This is a genomic window from Limnohabitans sp. (assembly GCF_017848645.1).
Classification (GTDB): Bacteria; Pseudomonadota; Gammaproteobacteria; order Burkholderiales; family Burkholderiaceae_C; genus Limnohabitans_A.
In genome coordinates, this window is record NZ_JAFEIF010000048.1 from 41,053 (window position 1) to 62,578 (window position 21,526).

Genomic DNA, 21,526 nt, shown 5'->3' on the forward strand with positions numbered 1-21,526 from the left:
GGCCTTCGCTGGGCGGCTTTTCGACGGATTAATGGGGATCTGACCCCAATTAAATTAATTGGGGTCAGATCCCCATTGTTTTATGAGCCTCGATAAGTCGAATAACTCCAAGGGCTGGCCAGCAGCGGCACATGGTAGTGCTGGTCTTCATGCGCCACGCCAAAGTCAAGGCTGACTTTGTTCAGGAAGTTGGGCTCGGGCAGTTCCACGCCCTTGGCTTTGAAGTAGTCGCTCACATTAAAGACCAAGCGGTAGGTGCCTTTGCGCAAGCTGGCGTGGTCGTAGAGCATACCGTCGGGATTGCGGCCGTCATGATTCAGGGTAAAGCTCTTGACCAAAGTGGCCTGATCGCCTTGTGTGGTGTAAAGGGCCACCTGCATGCCTGCGGCGGGGCAGCCGTGCATGGTGTCCAGAACGTGTGTGCTCAATCCCATGGTGTGCTCGCTTGTCTTGAATGAGAGTCAAAAAAGGGTGGTTTGAGCAAGGCTTTCCAAAGCCCGTCAAACCGGTCGACCGAAGTGTATACAATTTTGCTTTTGGTGGCTATGATTTGCGCCACCGACACAAAAACACCCGGGCGAACAGCCCCAAGGGACCGCGAGACATGGAAACTTCCACCACGCACCACATCGTCGAATCGCTGACCCGCGCCATCGTGGAGCATCGGCTGTTGCCCGGCTCCAAACTGGCCGAGCAAAAGCTGGCCGACCACTTTGGCGTGTCGCGCACACTGGTGCGTCAGGCGCTGTTTCAGTTGTCGCAAAACCGCTTGATCCGTCTGGAGCCGGCACGCGGCGCATTTGTGGCCGCCCCCTCGGTCGAAGAAGCGCAACAGGTCTTTGCCGTGCGCCGCATGCTCGAAGCCGAGATGACCCGTGCATTTGTACAGCAGGTCACGCCTGAACAAATCGTGGCCCTCAGAGACCACATCAAACAAGAACGCGAAGCCGTGACGCAAGGCGACATCACAGGACGCACCGAGTTGCTGGGCGACTTCCATGTGCGCATGGCAGAGCTCATGAACAACGATGTGCTGGCCCAGGTGCTGGGCGAGTTGATCTCGCGCTGCGCCCTGATCACGCTGATGTACCAGTCGCGCAACGAGGCCGAGCACTCCACCGACGAGCATGTGGCCTTGGTGGCCGCTCTGGAGGCGAAGGACTCGGACCTGGCCGTGCGCCTGATGCACGAACACCTGTTGCACGTCGAAGCTAGCCTGACCTTTGACCGCAAAGTCCCCACCCACGACATTTCCCTGGCCTTGGCCTGAACACCACCGAGCAAGACCCATGAGCATTTACGACAGCACCCTCCCCTACCCCCGTGACTTGAAGGGTTACGGCCGACATGTGCCACACGCGCAGTGGCCCGGCGGCGCCCGGGTGGCGGTGCAGTTTGTCTTGAACTACGAAGAAGGCGGCGAAAACTCGGTGCTGCACGGCGATGCGGGCTCCGAGCAGTTCTTGTCTGAAATGTTCAACCCTGCGTCCTTCCCCGAGCGGCACATCAGCATGGAAGGCATTTACGAATACGGCTCCCGGGCTGGCGTGTGGCGCTTGTTGTGCGAGTTTGAAAAACGCGGCCTGCCGCTCACGGTGTTTGGCGTGGCCACTGCGCTGCAAAAGCACGACGATGTGACCGCCGCGTTCAAAGAATTGGGCTACGACATCGCCTGCCATGGCCTCAAGTGGATCCATTACCAAAATGTCGACGAAGCCACCGAGCGTGCCCACATGGCCGAGGCGATGGACATTTTGCAAAAGCTGACCGGTGAGCGGCCCTTGGGCTGGTACACAGGGCGCGACAGCCCCAACACGCGCCGTCTTGTGGCCGACTTTGGCGGCTTTGAATACGACAGCGACTACTACGGCGACGACCTGCCCTTCTGGATGAAAGTGCGCAAGTCAGACGGCACCGATGCGCCCCAACTCATCGTGCCCTACACGCTGGACTGCAACGACATGCGCTTTGCGCTGCCCCAAGGCTATTCGCACGCCGACCCGTTCTTTCAGTACATGAAGGACACCTTTGACGCGCTCTATACCGAAGGTGACCCGAGTGGTGACAACGCCCCCAAGATGATGAGCATCGGCATGCACTGCCGCCTGCTGGGACGCCCGGGCCGCATCACCGCGCTGCAGCGCTTTTTGGACCACATCCAGTCACACGACAAGGTCTGGGTGGCGCGGCGCATCGAGATTGCGCGGCATTGGAAGACCGTACACCCCTACAAGGATTGAACATGGCCCTGACCCTCGACCAACTTAACCACGCATCCGCAGCAGAGGCGGCGCAGATGCTCGACGGCCTGTACGAGCACTCTCCCTGGATCGCCGAGCAAGCGCTAGCGCAACGCCCTTTCACCTCGCTGGCCCACCTCAAGCATGCCATGTGCGAAGTGCTGGCCCACGCTGGGCGCGACGCGCAGCTGGGCCTGATCCGCGCCCACCCCGAATTGGCAGGCAAGGCCATGGTGAGCAAGTCGCTCACGGCCGAGTCCACCAACGAACAAACCAAGGCGGGCCTGACCGACTGCACGCCCGAAGAGTTCGCCAAGATCCAAAAGCTCAACGCCGACTACAACGCCAAGTTCGGCTGGCCCTTCATCCTGGCGGTGCGCGGCCCGCGTGGCGTGGGTTTGAACAAAAAAAAGATCATCGACGCCTTTGAGCGCCGCCTGTTCGGCCACCCCGACATGGAGTTGGCCGAGTGCCTGCGCCACATCCACCGGATCGTCGAGATCCGCCTGAACGACAAATTTGGCGCAGAGCCCACGCTGGGCCACCAGGTCTGGGACTGGCAAGAACAACTCGCGCAACATTCCGACCCTGGTTTTGCCGAACTGGGTCAACTCACCGTCACTTATTTGACCGACGCGCATCGCGCTTGCGCCCAACGCATCACACAAAACATGCGCGACTGCGGTTTTGACGAGGTCTACACCGACGCGGTGGGCAACGTGGTGGGCCGCTACCACCCCGCCACTGCGGGTGCCAAATACCTGATGACGGGCAGCCACTACGACACCGTGCGCAACGGCGGCAAGTACGACGGCCGCTTGGGCATTTTTGTGCCCATGGCCTGCGTGCAGCAGCTGCACCAGCAGGGCAAGCGCCTACCCTTCGGCATCGAGGTCGTGGCCTTTGCCGAAGAAGAAGGCCAGCGTTACAAAGCCACCTTCTTGGGCTCGGGCGCGCTCATTGGCCAGTTCAACCCCGCCTGGCTGGACCAGCAAGACGCCGACGGCATCACCATGCGCGCAGCCATGCAGAACGCGGGTTTGAACATCGACGACATCCCCAAAATCCAGCGCGATCCGGCGCAGTATTTGGGCTTTATCGAAGTCCACATCGAGCAAGGCCCGGTACTCAACGAAGTGAACATCCCGCTGGGCGTGGTCACCTCCATCAACGGCAGCGTGCGCTACCTGTGCGAAGTCATGGGCACGGCCAGCCACGCGGGCACCACCCCCATGGACCGCCGCCGCGACGCGGCCTGCGCCGTGGCCGAACTGGCGCTGTACATGGAGCAACGCGCCGGCCAAGACGGCGACAGCGTGGCGACGATTGGCCAGCTGCAAGTGCCCAACGGCTCCATCAACGTGGTGCCCGGGCGCTGCCTGTTCAGCCTGGACATGCGTGCGCCCACCGATGCACAGCGTGACGCGCTGGTGGCGGATGTGATGGCGCAACTCGACCAAATTGCCGAGCGCCGTGGCGTGCGCGTCAAAGCCGAGCTGACCATGAGCGCCAACGCCGCACCCAGCGCCCCCGAATGGCAAGCCCTTTGGGAACGCGCCGTGAGCGCTTTAGGTGTGCCGCTGTTCAAACTACCCAGCGGCGCAGGCCACGACGCGATGAAGCTGCACGAAGTCATGCCACAAGCCATGCTCTTTGTGCGCGGCGAAAACGGGGGCATCAGCCACAACCCACGCGAATCGACCACCAGCGACGACATGCAACTGTGTGTCGACGCATTCACCCATGTTTTGAACCAACTCTCTCAGGAATTGTCATGAGCGCTACCGAAATGCAATACCAACAACTCGACACTTGGATCGACGCGCACTTTGACGAACAGGTCAAGTTTTTGCAGGCTCTGGTGCAGGTGCCCACCGACACCCCACCCGGCAACAACGCACCACACGCCGAGCGCACAGCCGAGCTGCTCGCGCCCATGGGCTTTGACGCAGAAAAGCACCCTGTGCCTGCTTCCGAAGTCAAAGCCTACGGCCTGGAGTCGGTCACCAACCTGATCGTGCGCCGCAAATATGGCGAAGGCAAAACCATTGCCCTGAACGCCCACGGCGACGTAGTCCCTCCAGGCGAAGGCTGGACACACCCGCCCTACGGCGGCGAGATCCATGGGGGTGCCATGTACGGCCGCGCCACCGCCGTGAGCAAGTGCGATTTTTCCACCTTCACCTTTGCCACGCGCGCACTCGAATCACTCAAGGCCCCCCTCAAAGGCGGTGTGGAACTGCACTTCACCTACGACGAAGAGTTTGGCGGCGAAATGGGCCCTGGCTGGTTGCTGGCCAAGGGTCTGACCAAGCCTGATTTGATGATCGCCGCTGGCTTCAGCTACCAGGTCGTCACCGCACACAACGGCTGCCTGCAAATGGAAGTCACCGTGCAAGGCGAGATGTCGCACGCTGCCATCCCTGACAGCGGCACCGACGCGCTGCAAGGCGCTGTGCACATACTGAACGCCCTGCTCGCCCTCAACACGCAATACCTCCAAGTCACGTCCCAGGTTGAAGGCATCAGCCACCCCTATCTGAACGTGGGCCTGATCGAAGGCGGCACCAACACCAACGTGGTGCCCGGCAAAGTCAGCTTCAAGCTCGACCGCCGCATGATCCCCGAAGAGAACCCGGCCGAAGTGGAAGCCAGCATCCGCCAAACCATTGCCGATGCCGCTGCCAGCTTCAAGCCCCCACGCGGTGGCCATGCGCTGAAAGTGGATGTGCGCCGCATGCTGCTGGCCAACGCCATGAAGCCGCTGGCGGGCAACCAACCACTGGTCGATGCGATCCAAAGACACGGCGAACAAGTCTTCGGCGAAGCCATCCCTGCCTTGGGCACACCGCTCTACACCGACGTGCGCCTGTACGTGGAGCGCGGCATCCCCGGCGTGATCTACGGCGCAGGGCCGCGCACCGTGCTCGAGTCCAACGCCAAACGTGCCGATGAGCATGTGGAGCTGGAAGACCTGCGCCGGGCGACCAAGGTGATTGCACGCACCTTGCTGGATTTGCTGGCCTAAACATGAGCGCGCCGCAGCTTGACACCCTGCGCCAGCGTGTGCAGGCCTGCACCACCGACCAGGACGTGGCCGACTACCAGCGCGATGGTGCGGTGTGCATCCGCAACTTGTTCACGTCCGAAGAAGTGGCCCTGCTGCGGGACGGCATCGAGGCCAACCTGGCCCACCCCAGCCCACGCGGCATGGTGGCCAGCAGGCCGGACGACCCGGGGCGCTTTTTTGAAGACTTTTGCAACTGGCAGGACATCCCGCAGTACAAGCGTTTCATCTTCGACACCCCCCTGGCCGCCCTGGCGCAGCGCCTGATGCAAAGCCAGACGGTGCGCCTGTACCACGACCACCTGCTGGTCAAGGAGCCCGGCACGCGCCAGCGCACGCCTTGGCACCAGGACCAGCCTTATTACAACGTGGACGGTCTGCAAAACATCAGTTTCTGGATTCCGGTGGACCCGGTGTCCCGCCCGTCCACGCTGGAGTTTGTCGCGGGCTCCCACCGGGGTCCCTGGCTCATGCCACGCACCTTCATGACGAACCAGGCCAAATGGTTCCCCGAAGGCTCGTTGGCTGAATTGCCCGACATCGACAACCACCGCCAAAACTTCCCCATCTTGGGCTGGGACTTGCAGCCGGGCGATTTGGTCTGTTTTCACATGCTCAGCCTGCACGCATCGGCCGGGGTGGACGGCACGCAGCGCAGGCGCGTGTACTCGGTGCGTTTTTTGGGCGACGACATGACCCACGCCCCACGGCCTTGGGTGACCTCGCCGCCCTTCCCTGGGCTCGACCAGGAACTGCCCACTGGGGTGCCGATGGACCATGCGCTGTTTCCCTTGATGTCGGTTTGAGTTGACGTGCGTGCACTGAAAACCGCCGCCTTTCGGGGTTCAGGCGGTTTTTTGCGTCCGGGGCTGATTGACCTTGAATACACAGGGTTTTCACGCATCCACATCGCATTCTATTTTGTATACAGTTTGGAACACAAAGAAGCACACTTATAGCGGCTTTGCTGTCTTCCCCTCTGTTTACTTTTCAGGAGACCCCTCCATGAGTTCAACCATCCACCCCGTGGACGAGCATTTGCCCAATGGCAAGCTCGCCGCTTTGGGCCTGCAACATGTGCTGGTGATGTATGCCGGCGCGGTGGCCGTGCCCCTGATCGTGGGCCGCGCCCTCAAGCTCAGCCCTGAACAAGTGGCGATGCTGATCTCGGCCGACCTGTTTTGCTGCGGTTTGGTCACGCTGATCCAATCGCTGGGCGCCACACAGTGGTTTGGCATCAAGCTGCCCGTGATGATGGGCGTGACGTTTGCCTCTGTCGCCCCGATGGTGGCCATGGCCAACAACAACCCGGGCGTGCAAGGCGCGGGGCTGATCTTTGGCGCCATCATTGGCGCGGGGGTGATCTCCATCTTGATTGCGCCCATCGTGAGCCGCATGCTGCGGTTTTTCCCGCCAGTCGTGACCGGCACCATCATTGCCGTCATCGGCATCAGCTTGATGCGTGTGGGCATCAACTGGATTTTTGGCAACCCCTTCGGCCCCACAGCGCCCAGCATCCCTAACCCGGAACACCTGGCCTGGCTCGATGCCGCTAAACAAGCGGCCAGCACGGGTGCAGTGCCCCCGGTGCCTGCCGGCATGAACATCGTCGGCTCGGTGCCCAACCCCAAGTACGCGCAGCTGTCGCACATCGGCATTGCCGCCATCGTGTTGGTGTCCATCTTGCTGATTGCCAAGTACGCCCGTGGCTTTGTGGCCAACATTTCGGTGCTGCTGGGCATCGTGATCGGTGGCGTGGTGGCTACAGCCGCTGGGCTCATGACGTTCGACAAAGTCGGCAAAGCTGGCTGGTTTGACCTGGTGCTGCCCTTCGAAATCGCCACGCCCGTCTTTGATCCGATCCTGATCCTGACCATGACCCTGGTGATGATCGTGGTGATGATCGAGTCGACCGGCATGTTCCTCGCCTTGGGCGATCTGACCGGCAAAAAAGTCGATCAGAAAATGCTGACGGCTGGTCTGCGCACCGACGGTCTGGGCACGCTGATCGGCGGTATTTTCAACACCTTCCCCTACACCAGCTTCTCGCAAAACGTGGGTCTGGTGGGCGTGACGGGCGTGAAAAGCCGCTTTGTCTGCGTCGCAGGCGGCGTGATCCTGATCGTGCTGGGGCTGTTGCCCAAGATGGCGGCCTTGGTCGAGTCGCTGCCCACCTTTGTGCTCGGCGGTGCGGGCTTGGTGATGTTCGGCATGGTGGCCGCCACCGGCATCCGGATTCTGTCCACCGTGGACTACAAGGGCAACCGCAACAACCTGTTCATCGTGGCGATTTCGATCGGCTTTGGCATGATCCCGCTGATCGCGCCACGCTACCTGCAGTGGATGCCGCACAGCATCCACCCGCTGATCGAGTCGGGCATCTTGCTGGCCTCCATCAGCGCTGTGTTGTTGAACCTGTACTTCAACGGCTCCAAGGGCGACAGCAGCGAGGCCATCGAAGCGGCCAAACACGCCGACTCGCATTGAAGACGATCGCCTGAAGACATGGATACCCGGTCAAGCCGGGTATGACGCGCAATTGTCACCCCCGACTTGATCGGGGGTCCATGCCTTCGGTGCAGATGGATACCCGGTCATGCCGGGCATGACAGACATTTGTCCCCAAAAGCCAAGCCCGGTGCTTGGCTTTTTGCTTTTTATGCAGGTAATCCACAGCCTGAAACCGCGCTCAAATAGGTTACGCTTTCACGGCAACCCTCTTTTCATTTGATCTACCGAGACAAGAACAATGAGCCAAAAACAACTCTCCCCCGCCGAAGAAGCCTTGCGCGACGCTGCGCGCGACTACCACCGCTTTCCCACACGCGGCAAGGTCTCGGTCAACCCGACCAAGCCCCTGTCCAACCAGCGCGACCTGTCGCTGGCCTATTCGCCCGGCGTGGCTTATCCGTGCCTTGACATCGAGGCCGACCCGTCCAAAGCGGCCGAGTACACCTCGCGTGGCAACTTGGTGGCGGTGATCACCAACGGCACGGCCGTGTTGGGCCTGGGCGACATTGGCCCTCTGGCGGCCAAGCCGGTGATGGAGGGCAAGGGCTGCTTGTTCAAGAAGTTCGCGGGCATCGACGTGTTCGACATTGAGCTGGCCGAGCGTGACCCGGACAAGCTGGTGGACATCATCGCCGCCATGGAGCCCACGCTGGGCGGCATCAACCTCGAAGACATCAAGGCGCCCGAGTGCTTCTATATTGAGAAGAAGCTGCGCGAGCGCATGAACATCCCGGTCTTTCATGACGACCAGCACGGCACCGCCATCATCGCCTCGGCCGCCATGCTCAACGGCCTGGAGCTGGTGGGCAAGGACATCGGCAGCATCAAGCTGGCTGTGTCGGGCGCAGGCGCTGCGTCCATCGCCTGCTTGGACGTGATGGTGGGCCTGGGCGTCAAGATCGAGAACATTTTTGTCTGCGACTCCAAGGGCGTGATCTACGAAGGCCGCCCCGGTGGCTACGACGAATCCAAAGCGCGCTACGCCCAAAAGACCGACGCCCGCACGCTGGCCGATGCGGTCAACGGCGCGGACGTGTTCCTGGGCTGCTCGGCCCCCGGCGTGATGACGGTGGACATGCTCAAAACCATGGCCCGCGACCCGGTGATCCTGGCTCTGGCCAACCCCGAGCCTGAAATCCGCCCCGAGCTGGCCAAAGCCGCCCGCCCGGACTGCATCATCGCCACCGGCCGCTCGGACTACCCGAACCAGGTCAACAACGTGCTGTGTTTCCCCTACATCTTCCGGGGGGCCCTGGACTGCGGCGCGACCAAGATCACCGAAGCCATGAAGCTGGCCTGCGTGCGCCAGATTGCCGACTTGGCCAAAGCCGACATCAGCGAAGAAGTGGCCAGCGCCTACGCGGGCAAAGAACTGTCTTTTGGGCGTGACTACCTGATCCCCACGCCTTTTGACTCACGCCTGATTTTGCGCATCGCCCCGGCCGTGGCCCAGGCCGCTGCAGAGTCGGGTGTGGCCACGCGCCCCATCACCGACATGGATGCCTACCGCCAGCAGCTGCAAAGCTTTGTGACGCAAACGGGCATCCTGATGCGCCCGATCTTCAACGCCGCCAAGGCCGTGCCCAACGCCTCCAAGCGCGTGGCCTATGCCGACGGCGAAGACGAACGCGCCCTGCGTGCCGCCCAAATGGCCATCGACGACAAGTTGGCGCACCCGATCCTGATCGGCCGCCCCGCCGTGATTGCTGCCCGCATCGAAAAAGCTGGGCTGCGCATGCGCTTGGGGGTGGATGTGGACAACGTCAACCCGGAAGACGATGAGCGCTTTCGCCAGTACTGGGAGCATTACCACCACTTGATGAAGCGCAACGGCGCCACACCCGCGGTGGCCAAGGCAGCGGTGCGCCGCTCCAACACCATCATCGGCTCGCTGATGGTGTCCTTGGGCGATGCCGACGCCCTGATTTGCGGCCTGACGGGCAGCTACATGACGCACCTCGAGCGCATCGACAGCATTTTGGGCAAAAGTGCGGGCGTGACCAACTACGCCGCCGTGAATGCGCTCGTGAGTGACTTGGGACCCCTGTTCATCACCGACACCTATGTGAATGAAGACCCCAGCGCCGAGCAGCTGGCCGAGATCGCGGCCATGGCGGTCAAGGAGATCCAGCGCTTTGGCATCGTGCCCAAGGTGGCTTTCCTCTCGCATTCGAGTTACGGCTCGTCCAAACGCGCATCGGCGCGCAAGATGCGCCTGGCGCGTGACCTGTTTGTGGCGCAGCACCCCGACATCGAGTGCGATGGCGAGCTGCACGGCGACGCGGCCTTGCAGCCCGAAATCCGCAACGTGTACTTGGAAGACAGCACCCTGAGCGGCTCGGCCAATTTGCTGGTCTGCCCCAACCTGGACGCGGCCAACATTTTGTACAACGTGATGAAGACCACCACCAGCGGCGGTGTCACGGTGGGCCCGATCCTGATGGGCGCGGCCGGCACGGCGCACATCCTGACGCCTGCAGCCACCGTGCGCCGGGTGCTCAACATGACCGCACTGGCCGCAGCCGGCGTGCGCAGCTGAGCCGCTAAAAACGGGCCCAGCACTGCAAAAAGCCCCAATTTGGTGCCCATTTCAGCCGAAATGGGCACCAAAACAGGGGTTTTATAGGGGATGGACCTGACATACACCGTCAGGTACTTCCCGGATAATGGCACCGATTTTGCTAGACAAGATTCACCGTTTATCAGTCCCTGGAGCCCCTCATGAACAAGCGTTTCTTACTCAAGGCCACGGCCGCACTGGCAGCAGTCGCCTCTTTTGGCCTGGCGCAAGCCCAAAGCACCCCCCTCAAGTTCCAGCTCGACTGGCGCTTTGAAGGCCCATCGGCTTTCTTTTTGTTGCCTGCGGCCAAAGGCTATTTCAAGGACGCCAAACTGGACGTGACGGTGGACTCGGGCAACGGCTCCGGTGGCGCGGTCACCCGCGTGGCTTCGGGCACCTACGACCTGGGCTTTGCCGATTTGGCCGCCCTGATGGAATTCCACGCCAACAACCCCGACGCCCCCAACAAGCCTGTGGCCATCATGATGGTCTACAACAACACACCCGCCTCGGTGATGGCTTTGAAGAAGTCCGGCATCAAGACCCCCGCCGACCTGGCTGGCAAAAAGCTGGGCGCACCCGTGTTTGACGCCGGTCGCCGTGCTTTTCCCATCTTCCAGAAAGCCAACAGCATTGGCAACGTGGCCTGGACCGCGATGGACCCACCGCTGCGCGAGACCATGCTGGTGCGCGGTGACGTGGACGCCATCACCGGCTTCACCTTCACCTCGCTGCTCAACATCGAAGCACGTGGCGTGAAAGCCGAAGACGTGGTGGTCATGCAGTACCCCGATTTCGGCGTCAAGCTCTATGGCAACGCGATCATCGCCTCGCCCAAGATCCTGAAAGAAAACCCAGCCGCTGTGAAAGCCTTCCTGGCTGCCTTCACCAAGGGTGCCAAGGACGTGATGGCCGACCCCGCCAAAGCCATTGAATCGGTCAAGGCCCGCGACGGCATCATCAACGTGGCGCTCGAAACCCGCCGCCTGCAACTGGCCATCGACACCGTGATCAACAGCCCATCGGCCCGCGCTGAAGGCTTTGGCCAGATCAATGGCCCACGCATGACACTGATGGCTTCGCAAGTGTCGGACGCCTTCAACACCAAGACCCGCGTCAAGTCCGAAGAGATCTGGAACGGCTCGTTCTTGCCCACGGCCAAAGAGCTGGACATCTTGCCCAAAGGCAAGAAGTAAACCAGCGCCAGCTTCGGGGCATGCCGCCCCGGCGCTCCGTGCCCACCGCCACCCTGCACGGGTCGGTGGGCTTTTACAGGGCGTAGCGTGTATACACTTTCGAACACCATTTTCGAGCTCTCACCATGACCCAAGAATCATTCGTTGATTTCCAGAATGTCTGGCTGGCCTACAACGACGAGTTGCTGGCGCAAAACCACTTTGCGGTGGAAGACATCAACCTGCAGGTCAAGCAAGGCGAGTTCATCGCCATCGTTGGACCATCGGGCTGCGGCAAGTCCACCTTCATGAAGCTGACCACGGGTCTGAAGATGCCCAGCAAAGGCCGCATCCTGGTCGACGGCCAACCGGTGACCGGTCCGCTCAAGATCAGCGGCATGGCGTTTCAGGCCTCGTCACTTTTGCCGTGGCGCACCACTTTGGACAACGTGCTGCTGCCGCTCGAAATCGTGGAACCCTACCGCTCCAACTTCAAGCAAAAACGCGAAGAGTACGCAGAACGCGCCCGCAAGCTGCTCAACACCGTGGGCTTGGGTGGCTACGAAGACAAATTCCCCTGGCAACTGTCAGGCGGCATGCAGCAACGCGCCAGCATCTGCCGTGCCTTGATCCATGAGCCCAAAATGCTGCTGCTCGACGAGCCCTTTGGTGCGCTCGATGCCTTCACGCGTGAAGAACTCTGGTGCATCTTGCGCGACCTGTGGACCGAGCAAAAGTTCAACGTGATTTTGGTCACCCACGACCTGCGCGAGTCGGTGTTTTTGGCCGACACGGTGTATGTGATGAGCAAGTGCCCCGGCCGTTTTGTGGTGAAACGCGAGATCGACCTGCCGCGCCCACGCGATCTGGAGATCACCTACACACCCGAATTCACCAACATCGTGCACGAGCTGCGCGGCCACATCGGTGCCATGCGCAAGACCGGTACAGCCATCAACCAATGAGCGGGAGCCCCACATGAACAAGAAATCCCTCGAAAGCTGGTCCCCCTGGATCTTGCTGGTGCTGACTTTGCTGATCTGGGAAGGTCTGTGCCGCGCCTTCAACGTGTCGGAATTCGTTTTCCCCAGCCCTTCGCGCATTGCGCAGCAAACCATCGAATACCGCGACGTGATCGCGGGCCACGCCTGGCGCACCTATTGGGTGACCATGGTGGGCTTTGGCATCGCCATCGTGGTGGGCGTGCTGCTGGGCTTCATCATCGGCAGCTCACGCCTGGCTTATGCCGCCGTGTACCCGCTCATGACCGCCTTCAACGCCCTGCCCAAAGCGGCCTTTGTGCCCATCTTGGTGGTGTGGTTCGGCATCGGCATCGGCCCCGCCATCCTCACGGCTTTCCTGATCAGCTTCTTCCCCATCATGGTGAACATCGCCACGGGCTTGGCCACGCTGGAGCCTGAGCTCGAAGACGTGCTGCGTGTGCTGGGCGCCAAGCGCTGGGACGTGCTGGTCAAAGTCGGCCTGCCCCGCTCCATGCCTTACTTCTATGGCTCGCTCAAAGTCGCGATCACGCTGGCCTTTGTGGGCACCACCGTGTCCGAGATGACCGCTTCGAACGAAGGCATTGGCTACCTGCTGATTTCGGCCGGCTCGGCCATGCAAATGGGCCTGGCGTTTTCTGGCTTGGTGGTGGTGGGTGCGATGGCCATGGCCATGTACGAACTGTTCAGCGCCATCGAAAAGCGCACCACAGGCTGGGCACACCGCGGCTCGCAAGGCGAGTAAAGCGGACACTGTTTTGCGCGTGACGCAGTCGGCCCAACCAAGGGAGTGCATCAGATGACTTGGTTGGCCCGACTCGATTTGGACTACACGCTCGAAGCCGAGCGCAGCGTGGCCCGCTACCTGCACCAAGGCCCGCTGCGCATCTTGCAAAGCCTCTACCCCGAAGGCGATGCGGTGTGCCACAACGTGCTGGTGCACCCGCCCAGCGGCCTGGTGGGTGGCGACACCCTCGACATGCACGTCACCGTGGGCGAAGGGGCGCACGGTCTGGTCACCACACCGGGTGCCACACGCTTTTACCGGTCCGAAGCAGGCTTGGCCACACAGCAAGTGCATGCGCGTGTCGAGTCTGGCGCTCGTTTGGAATGGCTCCCTTTGGAAGCTATTGCCTACAACCAATGCGATGCGCTCAACCGCGCCGTGTTTGACCTGGCACCCGAGGCCGAAATGATGACCTGGGACATCACCGCGCTGGGCCTGCCTGCGGCCGACATGCCTTTTGCGCAAGGGACCTTTCGTCAACATTTGGAGATCCCCGGCGTGTGGCTGGAGCGCGGCACGATCAATGCCACCGACACCCAATTGATGAACAGCCCGCTGGGCTTGGCAGGCCAGCGCTGCATGGCCACGCTGGTGTTTGCAGCGGGCAGCACCATCACGCAAGAACGCTCAGACCGGGCCTTGCGCTGCGCACGCGAACTGCTCGAAGCCTCAGGGCTGCGCCTGACAGCCGGGGCCACATCACCGCACTCACAGGTCATTGTGCTGCGGGTGCTCGCGCCTGTGACCGAGCCTGCGATGCAGCTGCTCAGGCAAGTGTGGGCGGCGTGGCGGCATGAGATGTGGGGCTTGGCAGGCACGGTTCCTCGGTTGTGGAGCATGTGAAGCCAGAGATTCTTTCACCCAAGCGCCATGGCATCCAACATTCAGCATGCCAAAGGATCGAGAACCAAGACCTGGATCCATCAGAGAGTGATCTGGATCACAGTTGGGCGCTGAGCCTCATGGTCAGATGCGGATGATGTTTGTTTTGTCATGAACTCCGCCGCGCATTGGATCGGATTGCTGACCGCCCTGGGGGTGGGCTTGCTGATCGGTGTGGTGCGCGAGCGCCGGCACGAGCCCCATGTGTCCAAAGCTGGCACGCGGACGCACGCGCTGGTGGCAATGCTGGGCTATGTGAGCTGGAGTTTGGGCACTTGGCCATTTGTGGCCACCGTCTTGGTGATCGGCGCGCTGGTGATCGGGGGTTATCAGGCCACAGCCCGAAGCGATCCTGGCCAGACGGGTGAGGTGGCTTTGCTGGCGACACTGATGTTGTCGGCGCTGGCGCAACAAAACCCGAGCTTGTCTGCCGCTCTGGGCGTGCTGGCTGCCGCACTGCTGCATGCCAAGCAAGCTTCGCAGCGCATCAGCCGTGTTTTGATCACGGATCAAGAGTTGCAAGACGCCCTGATCCTGGCTGCTGCAGCACTGGTGGTCATGCCGCTGCTGTCGGACCAAGCGATGGACCCCTGGGGTGTGTTGCAAGCCACCACGCTGTGGCGCATCGTGTTACTGGTCATGGCGATCGGCATGCTGGGCCACGTCGCGCAGCGGGCGTTGGGTAGTCGTTGGGGCATGCCACTGGCGGCATTCTTTTCGGGTTTTGTGTCCTCCACCGCTGTGGTCGTCAGCACGGGGCAGCGCGTGCGGTCAGGGCAAAGCGATGCACTGCCCGCAGCGGCTTGTGCCCTGTTGGCCAATCTGGCGTCGCTGGCGTTGTTTGCCGGGGTGCTGGGGGCTGCCTCACCGCCCCTGCTGTTGGCCATGCGCTGGCCACTGGTCTTGGCAGGCTTGGGCTTGCTGCTGGTGATGTTGCTCGCCTTGCGTCCCATCGAAGGGGATGGTGCCAAGACCCCCACAGGGCGTGCCTTCAAGCTCACCCATGCCGTGGGCATGGCCAGCATCATTGCCTTGATGTCCTTGCTCGCCGCTTGGCTGCAAAACGTTTTCGGCGATGTGGGCGTATTTGTGGCTGCCTTGTGCGTCGCTTGGGTGGAAGTGCATGCTGCCGCCGCCAGCATTGCGCAACTGATTCAGTCAGGCGGCATGGCGCCTGAGTGGGCGCACTGGGCACTGGTGGCCGTTCTGGCCTCCAGCGCAGTGGCCAAAACTGCCTTGGCGATGGCCAGCGGCGGGATTCGCTACGGCCTGACCGTAGGAATTGGATTCGGGGTCATGGTGGCGGGCGGCGCGGTGGGCGTGATGTGGTTTGTCTGAATTGAACCAGCAGGCTTGCGAGGGATGAGGGTCTGCGAAAGGCTGTTATGTAGCCAATGACCGCTTTCGTAGTGGTTTAGACCTGCTGTACGAGTTCAGGCACAGCCGCAAACAAATCGGCTTCGAGGCCAAAGTCGGCCACGCTGAAGATGGGTGCTTCAGGGTCCTTGTTGATCGCCACGATCACCTTGGAATCCTTCATGCCCGCCAAGTGCTGGATCGCGCCCGAAATGCCTGCTGCGATGTACAACTGAGGCGCGACGATCTTGCCGGTCTGGCCGACCTGCAGGTCGTTGGCGGCGTAGCCTGCGTCCACCGCTGCGCGGCTGGCACCAATCGCTGCACCCAACTTGTCAGCCAAAGGGGTCATGACTTCATTGAACTTCTCCGAGCTGCCCAGAGCGCGGCCACCCGACACGATGATCTTGGCGGCGGTCAACTCAGGGCGGTCGTTCTTGGCGATCTCGCTGCCCTTGAAGCTGCTCTTGCCGCTGTCGGCTTGAGCTGTTGCGCTTTCAACAGCGGCGCTGCCACCCGTGGCGGCTGCGGCGTCAAAGCCGGTGGTGCGCACGGTGATGACTTTGGTGGCATCCAGGCTTTGCACCGTGGCCATGGCGTTGCCCGCGTAGATCGGACGCTCAAAAGTGTCGGCAGAGAACACTTGCGTCACATCGCTGATTTGACCGACGTCCAGCTTAGCGGCGACGCGGGGGGCCACGTTCTTGCCCGCAGCAGTGGCGGGGAACAGGATGTGGCTGTAGTTGGCAGCAATGGCGAGCACCTGAGCGGCCACGTTTTCGGCCAGGCCATGAGCCAAGGCTTCGCTGTCGGCGTGGATCACTTTGGTCACACCCGCGATTTGGGCGGCGGCTTGCGCAGCAGCGGCGGCGTTGTGGCCCGCCACCAGCACATGCACATCACCACCGCAAGCCGCAGCAGCGGTCACGGTGTTCAGGGTGGCGCCTTTGATGGAGGCGTTGTCGTGTTCGGCAATAACGAGAGAAGTCATGAGATTTCCTTGGATGGTCAGATGACCTTGGCCACGTTTTTCAATTTATCCACCAGCGTGGCGACATCGGGCACCTTGATGCCAGCGCTGCGCTTGGCAGGCTCGGCCACTTTGAGGGTCTTGATGCGGGGGGCCACATCGACGCCCAAGTCTTCAGGCTTGAAGGTGTCGAGCTGCTTTTTCTTGGCCTTCATGATGTTGGGCAAGGTCACGTAGCGTGGTTCATTCAGGCGCAGGTCGGTGGTCACTACCGCAGGCAGGCTGATGCTGAGCACTTCCAGGCCTCCGTCAATCTCGCGGGTCACTTGGGCCTTGCCATCCACGATCTCGACCTTGGAGGCAAAGGTGGCTTGGGGCAGATCGGCCAGCGCCGCCAGCATCTGGCCAGTCTGGTTGCAGTCGTCGTCAATCGCTTGTTTGCCCAGGATGATCAGACCGGGTTGCTCTTTGTCCACCAAGGCCTTGAGCAGCTTGGCCACAGCCAGGGGCTGCAAGTCCAAATCAGCGGGGGTCTCAACCAAGATGCCGCGATCGGCACCAATGGCCATGGCCGTGCGCAGGGTTTCCTGGCACTGGGCCACGCCGCAAGACACCGCGATCACTTCGGTTGCCAGACCTTTTTCTTTCAGGCGCACGGCTTCTTCGACGGCGATCTCGTCAAAGGGGTTCATGCTCATCTTGACGTTGGCAATGTCCACGCCCGAACCATCGGACTTGACACGAACCTTGACGTTGTAGTCCACCACCCGCTTGACGGGAACAAGAATCTTCATGGCTTGACTCCGTGTGAATCAGTTAGCGAATGCCGGGATACCCGTGATGGCACGGCCCAGGATCAGGGCATGCACGTCGTGCGTGCCTTCGTAGGTGTTGACCACTTCCAGGTTCACCAGGTGGCGGGCCACGCCGTATTCGGCGCTGATGCCGTTGCCGCCCATCATGTCGCGCGCCATGCGGGCGATGTCCAGGGCCTTGCCGCAGCTGTTCCGCTTGAGGATGGAGGTCAGGTCCACCGATGCGGTGCCTTCGTCCTTCATGCGGCCTAGGCGCAAGCAGCCTTGCAGGCCCAAGCTGATTTCGGTCAGCATGTCGGCCAGTTTTTTCTGGATCAGCTGGTTGGCAGCCAATGGGCGGCCAAACTGCTGGCGGTCCATCACGTACTGACGAGCGCGGGCGTAGCAGTCTTCGGCGGCGCCCAATGCACCCCAAGCGATGCCGTAACGGGCGCTGTTCAGGCAAGTGAAGGGGCCTTTTAATCCACGCACCTCAGGGAAGGCGTTTTCTTCGGGGCAGAAGACTTCGTCCATGACGATCTCGCCGGTGATCGAGGCACGCAGGCCCACTTTGCCGTGCACGGCGGGAGCAGACAAACCTTTCCAGCCTTTTTCCAGAATAAAGCCGCGGATTTGGCCGCCATCGTCCTTGGCCCAGACCACAAACACGTCGGCGATCGGGCTGTTGGTGATCCACATCTTGGCGCCGCTGATGCTGTAGCCGCCGTCCACCTTTTTGGCGCGGGTGATCATGCTGCCGGGATCCGAGCCGTGGTTGGGTTCGGTCAGGCCGAAGCAACCGATCCACTCGCCACGCGCCAACTTGGGCAGGTATTTTTGCTTTTGCGCTTCAGAGCCAAAGTCGTTGATGGGCAACATCACCAAAGAAGACTGCACGCTCATCATGGAGCGGTACCCGCTGTCCACGCGCTCAACTTCGCGCGCCACCAGGCCATAGCAGACGTAGTTCAGGCCCGAGCCGCCGTACTGCTCGGGGATGGTGGCACCCAAAAGACCCAGCTCGCCCATTTCGCGGAAGATGGCCACGTCGGTGGTTTCGTTCAAAAAAGCGTCTTTCACGCGGGGCAGCAGGCGATCCTGGCAGTAGGCGCGTGCCGCTTCCTGCACCTGACGCTCGTCTTCGGTGAGCTGGGCGCTGAGGTTGAAGGGATCTTCCCAGTTGAAGGTGTTTTTAGGGTTGGCCATATGAGTTCGCAGGGTTAAAGGTCAGGTGTCAGACCGCGCGCAACAGTTCGCGGCCGATGATGATTTGCTGCACCTGGGTGGTGCCTTCGTACAGGCGCAGCAGGCGGGCGTCACGGTAAAAGCGCTCGACTGGGTATTCGTTGATGTAGCCTGCCCCGCCGTGGATTTGCACGCCGCGGTCGGCCACGCGGCCCACCATCTCGGTGGAGAACAACTTGGCGCATGACACCTGCATCGAAATTTCAGGGTCGGACACATGCGGCGGCTTGAGGTCAAAGCGTGCGGCTACGTCCTTGACCAGCGACCAACCCGCCAGCAGCTCGGCTTGGCTGTCAGCCAGCATGGCCTGTATCAGCTGGAATTCGCCAATCGGTTTACCGAACTGCTTGCGGTCGCGGGCGTAGGTGCGCGCTTCGTCCAGGATGCGCGAGGCAAGTCCGCAGGAGACGGCCGAGATGTTCAGGCGCCCGCGATCCAGCACCTTCATCGCGGTCTTGAACCCCTGGCCAGGTACACCGCCGATGATGTTGGCGGCGGGCACGCGCACGTTCTCCAAAATCACGTCGCAGGTCTTGGTTCCGCGCTGGCCCATTTTCTTGTCGGGCTTGCCCAGCTTGATGCCTGGCAGGTCGGCTGGCACGATGAAGGCCGAGACACCGCTGGCCCCCGGGCCGCCAGTGCGCGCCATCAGGGTGAAGGCACCGGCACGCGGCGCGTTGGTGATGTAGCGCTTGGTGCCGCTCAGCACATAGTGGTCGCCGTCGAGTTCGGCGCGGGTCTTGAGCGAGGCGGCGTCGGTGCCGACATCGGGCTCGGTCAGTGCGAAGGACATGATCAGCTCGCCGCTGGCCACACGGGGCAGGTAGGCGGCTTTTTGCTCGGGCGTGCCGTCCATCAAGATGCCTTGCGAGCCGATGCCGATGTTGGTGCCAAAGACCGAGCGGAAGGCGGGCGCGGTGCGGCCGAGCTCGTAATTGACCAGGACCTCTTGACTGACCGACAGACCGATGCCGCCAAATTCCTCGGGCACGGTCAGACCAAACAGGCCCATGTCCTTCATGTCTTGGACGATGTCCAGTGGCACGTCGTCGTGCTCTTCGAGGTGGTTTTCGGCCGGGATCAGGCGCTCGCGGATGAAGCGCTGGAGGGTGGGCAGCAGGAGGTCAAAGGATTCGGTATCGAGGGCCATGGTCAAAGTGGGGTTAACGGTGCTGGAAAACGGGTTTTCGTTTGTCGAGGAAGGCGTGCATGCCTTCATGGGCGTCGGCGCTGGCAAAGCGGGCGTGCAGCGCACGGCGCTCGAACAAAATGCCTTCGGTCAGGCTGGCCTCGTGGGCGCGGTTGACCGACTCTTTGATGGCCATCAGCGCAGGCAGCGAGTAGCCCGCAATTTGGGTAGCGAGCTTCAGCGCGGTGGCCTGCAAATCGGCGTCGGGCACCACGCGCGAGACCAGGCCATAACGGTCGGCTTCTTCGGCGTTCAGCATGCGGGCCGACAGGCACATGTCCATGGCTTTGGCCTTGCCAATGGCACGCGGCAAGCGCTGTGTGCCCCCCGCACCGGGCAGCATGGCCAGCTTGATTTCGGGCAGGGCAAACTGGGCCGACTCGGCTGCCAGGATGATGTCGCAGGCCAGGGCCAGCTCGCAGCCACCGCCCATGGCGTAACCCGCCACCGCAGCGATCACCGGCTTGCGCACCTGACGGATGGTTTCCCAATTGCGGGTGATGAAACCGCTTTGGTAAACGTCCATGTAGGACCAGTCGGCCATCACGGCGATGTCGGCACCGGCGGCGAACGCCTTGTCACTGCCGGTGATGACGATGGCGCCAATGTCCGGGTCCGCATCCAGACCCAGCAGCGCCTGGCCCAGTGCGTCCATCAAGGCATCGTTGAGCGCATTGAGCTGGGCGGGACGGTTCAGGGTGATGACACCGACACGTCCGTGCCGGGTGCTCAGGATGGGGGACTCGGACATCGCGCGCTCCGGCTTACTCGACGGTGATTTTCTGGTCGCGGATCAAAGCGCCCAGGACTTTGCCTTCGTTGGCCAGCAGCGCCTTGAATTCGGCCGTGTCCATCGAAACGTTCTCGCCGCCCAGATCGGCGTAGCGGGCCTTCAGTGTGGGCGATGCCAAGGCCTTGGCGACCTCACGGTTCAAACGGGCGATGACCTCGGCGGGGGTGCCGTTCGGTGTCCACATGCCAAACCAAATGTCCAGATTGGCCCCTTTGAAACCTTGCTCAGCCACGGTGGGCACATCGGGAAAAAAGGGTGAGCGCTTCTCGCTCACCACCGCCAGCAACTTGACCTTGCCCGTGCGGATGTGCGGGAAAGCAATGCCCGGGTCGCACACCATGTCGGCTTGACCTGCCAGAACGTCTTGCAGTGCCGGTGCGGCGCCTTTGTAGGGCACGTGCAGGATGTTGGTGCCGGTGGCCTGTTTGAACAGTTCGCAAGCCAGGTGGGGGGGCGTGCCAGCACCGGCTGAGGCGTAGGCCAATTTTCCGGACTTGGCCTGTGCGACCAGTTCGCGCACATCTTTGGCGGTGCTTTGGGGTTTGGTCACCAAATACATTTGGGATTTTCCAATGCCACTGACCGGCGTGAGGTCGCGGGAGGGCAGCAAGTTAGATTTGATCAGGTGCGGGTTGACGGTTTCTACCGATGTGGGTGAGATGAACAAGGTGTGACCATCAGGGGTTGCGCGAGCGACCTCTGCGGCTGCAATGTTGCCGCTGGCACCGGGCTTGTTGTCAATGACGACAGACTGGCCCAAGCTCTCTGTCAAGCTTTGAGCGACCAGTCGCGCCATGGCATCGGTCGTGCCACCGGGGGCAAAGCCGACCACGATGCGGATGGGCTTGCTGGGCCAGGCCTGTGCATGACTGCTGACGCTAGCACCCAAGCCGAGCAGGGAAAGGGCGGCGACCGTCAAGGTGCGGCGCAGTTGAAAACGTGGTGTGGATGTCATG

General features: G+C 61.7%; 19 protein-coding genes. 12 read left to right on the plus strand and 7 right to left on the minus strand.

The genetic code is table 11. From position 1 onward, the window contains the following. Nucleotides 1-80: 80 nt before the first annotated feature. Nucleotides 81-434: a hydroxyisourate hydrolase gene (gene uraH / locus QZ190_RS10895; RefSeq protein WP_089952974.1), complete on the minus strand. Its 354-nt coding sequence runs from the start codon at nt 432-434 to the stop codon at nt 81-83. Nucleotides 435-604: 170 nt separating this feature from the next. Between uraH and QZ190_RS10900 the strand changes: the two genes are divergently transcribed. The 12 genes from QZ190_RS10900 (at nt 605) to QZ190_RS10955 (ending at nt 15,561) form a co-directional block, all read left to right on the plus strand. Further along, nucleotides 605-1,270, plus strand: a complete 666-nt coding sequence (locus QZ190_RS10900) for a GntR family transcriptional regulator (protein ID WP_291916091.1) — start codon at nt 605-607, stop codon at nt 1,268-1,270. Between the two features lie 19 nt (nt 1,271-1,289). Beyond that, nucleotides 1,290-2,240, plus strand: a complete 951-nt coding sequence (puuE, locus tag QZ190_RS10905) for an allantoinase PuuE (RefSeq protein ID WP_291916094.1) — start codon at nt 1,290-1,292, stop codon at nt 2,238-2,240. Nucleotides 2,241-2,242: 2 nt separating this feature from the next. Continuing rightward, nucleotides 2,243-4,018 carry a 2-oxo-4-hydroxy-4-carboxy-5-ureidoimidazoline decarboxylase gene (gene uraD, locus QZ190_RS10910; protein WP_291916098.1) on the plus strand — a complete coding sequence of 592 codons (1,776 nt, stop codon included), beginning with the start codon at nt 2,243-2,245 and terminating at the stop codon, nt 4,016-4,018. After that, on the plus strand, nt 4,015-5,268 hold the full coding sequence (locus tag QZ190_RS10915) for a M20/M25/M40 family metallo-hydrolase (protein ID WP_291916101.1): 1,254 nt from the start codon (nt 4,015-4,017) through the stop codon (nt 5,266-5,268). Before uraD ends, QZ190_RS10915 begins: the two co-directional genes overlap by 4 nt. A 2-nt stretch (nt 5,269-5,270) precedes the next feature. After that, nucleotides 5,271-6,113 (plus strand): phytanoyl-CoA dioxygenase family protein, encoded by an 843-nt coding sequence (locus QZ190_RS10920; RefSeq protein ID WP_291916105.1) that lies wholly within the window; start codon nt 5,271-5,273, stop codon nt 6,111-6,113. A gap of 199 nt (nt 6,114-6,312) precedes the next feature. Then, the gene (locus tag QZ190_RS10925; protein WP_291916106.1) at nt 6,313-7,794 is read left to right on the plus strand and encodes a nucleobase:cation symporter-2 family protein; all 1,482 of its coding nucleotides are present in this window, start codon (nt 6,313-6,315) and stop codon (nt 7,792-7,794) included. 262 nt (nt 7,795-8,056) lie between these two features. Continuing rightward, nucleotides 8,057-10,357 carry an NADP-dependent malic enzyme gene (locus QZ190_RS10930; RefSeq protein WP_291916108.1) on the plus strand — a complete coding sequence of 767 codons (2,301 nt, stop codon included), beginning with the start codon at nt 8,057-8,059 and terminating at the stop codon, nt 10,355-10,357. A 182-nt stretch (nt 10,358-10,539) separates the two neighbouring features. Next, complete coding sequence (locus QZ190_RS10935; RefSeq protein WP_291916110.1) at nt 10,540-11,574, plus strand: ABC transporter substrate-binding protein; 1,035 nt, start codon at nt 10,540-10,542, stop codon at nt 11,572-11,574. A 125-nt stretch (nt 11,575-11,699) separates the two neighbouring features. Further along, on the plus strand, nt 11,700-12,518 hold the full coding sequence (locus QZ190_RS10940) for an ABC transporter ATP-binding protein (protein ID WP_291916112.1): 819 nt from the start codon (nt 11,700-11,702) through the stop codon (nt 12,516-12,518). A 13-nt stretch (nt 12,519-12,531) separates the two neighbouring features. Then, nucleotides 12,532-13,299 carry an ABC transporter permease gene (locus tag QZ190_RS10945; protein ID WP_291916114.1) on the plus strand — a complete coding sequence of 256 codons (768 nt, stop codon included), beginning with the start codon at nt 12,532-12,534 and terminating at the stop codon, nt 13,297-13,299. 54 nt (nt 13,300-13,353) lie between these two features. Continuing rightward, nucleotides 13,354-14,184 carry an urease accessory protein UreD gene (locus QZ190_RS10950; protein WP_291916116.1) on the plus strand — a complete coding sequence of 277 codons (831 nt, stop codon included), beginning with the start codon at nt 13,354-13,356 and terminating at the stop codon, nt 14,182-14,184. Nucleotides 14,185-14,334: 150 nt separating this feature from the next. After that, complete coding sequence (locus QZ190_RS10955; protein ID WP_291916118.1) at nt 14,335-15,561, plus strand: MgtC/SapB family protein; 1,227 nt, start codon at nt 14,335-14,337, stop codon at nt 15,559-15,561. A 76-nt stretch (nt 15,562-15,637) separates the two neighbouring features. Here QZ190_RS10955 and QZ190_RS10960 read toward each other — a convergent pair whose 3' ends face one another. Genes QZ190_RS10960 through QZ190_RS10985 form a run of 6 tightly spaced genes read right to left on the minus strand, consistent with a single transcriptional unit; the run spans nt 15,638 to nt 21,525 of the window. After that, nucleotides 15,638-16,570, minus strand: coding sequence for an FAD-binding protein (locus QZ190_RS10960; protein WP_291916120.1), 933 nt, complete (start codon nt 16,568-16,570; stop codon nt 15,638-15,640). Nucleotides 16,571-16,587: 17 nt separating this feature from the next. Continuing rightward, nucleotides 16,588-17,343, minus strand: a complete 756-nt coding sequence (locus tag QZ190_RS10965) for an electron transfer flavoprotein subunit beta/FixA family protein (protein WP_090138408.1) — start codon at nt 17,341-17,343, stop codon at nt 16,588-16,590. Between the two features lie 18 nt (nt 17,344-17,361). After that, nucleotides 17,362-18,549, minus strand: coding sequence for an acyl-CoA dehydrogenase (locus tag QZ190_RS10970; protein ID WP_291916122.1), 1,188 nt, complete (start codon nt 18,547-18,549; stop codon nt 17,362-17,364). A gap of 28 nt (nt 18,550-18,577) precedes the next feature. Next, entirely contained in the window at nt 18,578-19,738 is a 1,161-nt protein-coding gene (locus QZ190_RS10975) for an acyl-CoA dehydrogenase family protein (RefSeq protein ID WP_291916126.1), read from the minus strand. A 13-nt stretch (nt 19,739-19,751) separates the two neighbouring features. Continuing rightward, the gene (locus tag QZ190_RS10980; RefSeq protein ID WP_291916129.1) at nt 19,752-20,528 is read right to left on the minus strand and encodes an enoyl-CoA hydratase; all 777 of its coding nucleotides are present in this window, start codon (nt 20,526-20,528) and stop codon (nt 19,752-19,754) included. A 13-nt stretch (nt 20,529-20,541) separates the two neighbouring features. Then, nucleotides 20,542-21,525: a tripartite tricarboxylate transporter substrate binding protein gene (locus tag QZ190_RS10985; RefSeq protein WP_291916131.1), complete on the minus strand. Its 984-nt coding sequence runs from the start codon at nt 21,523-21,525 to the stop codon at nt 20,542-20,544. Nucleotide 21,526 lies beyond the last annotated feature (1 nt).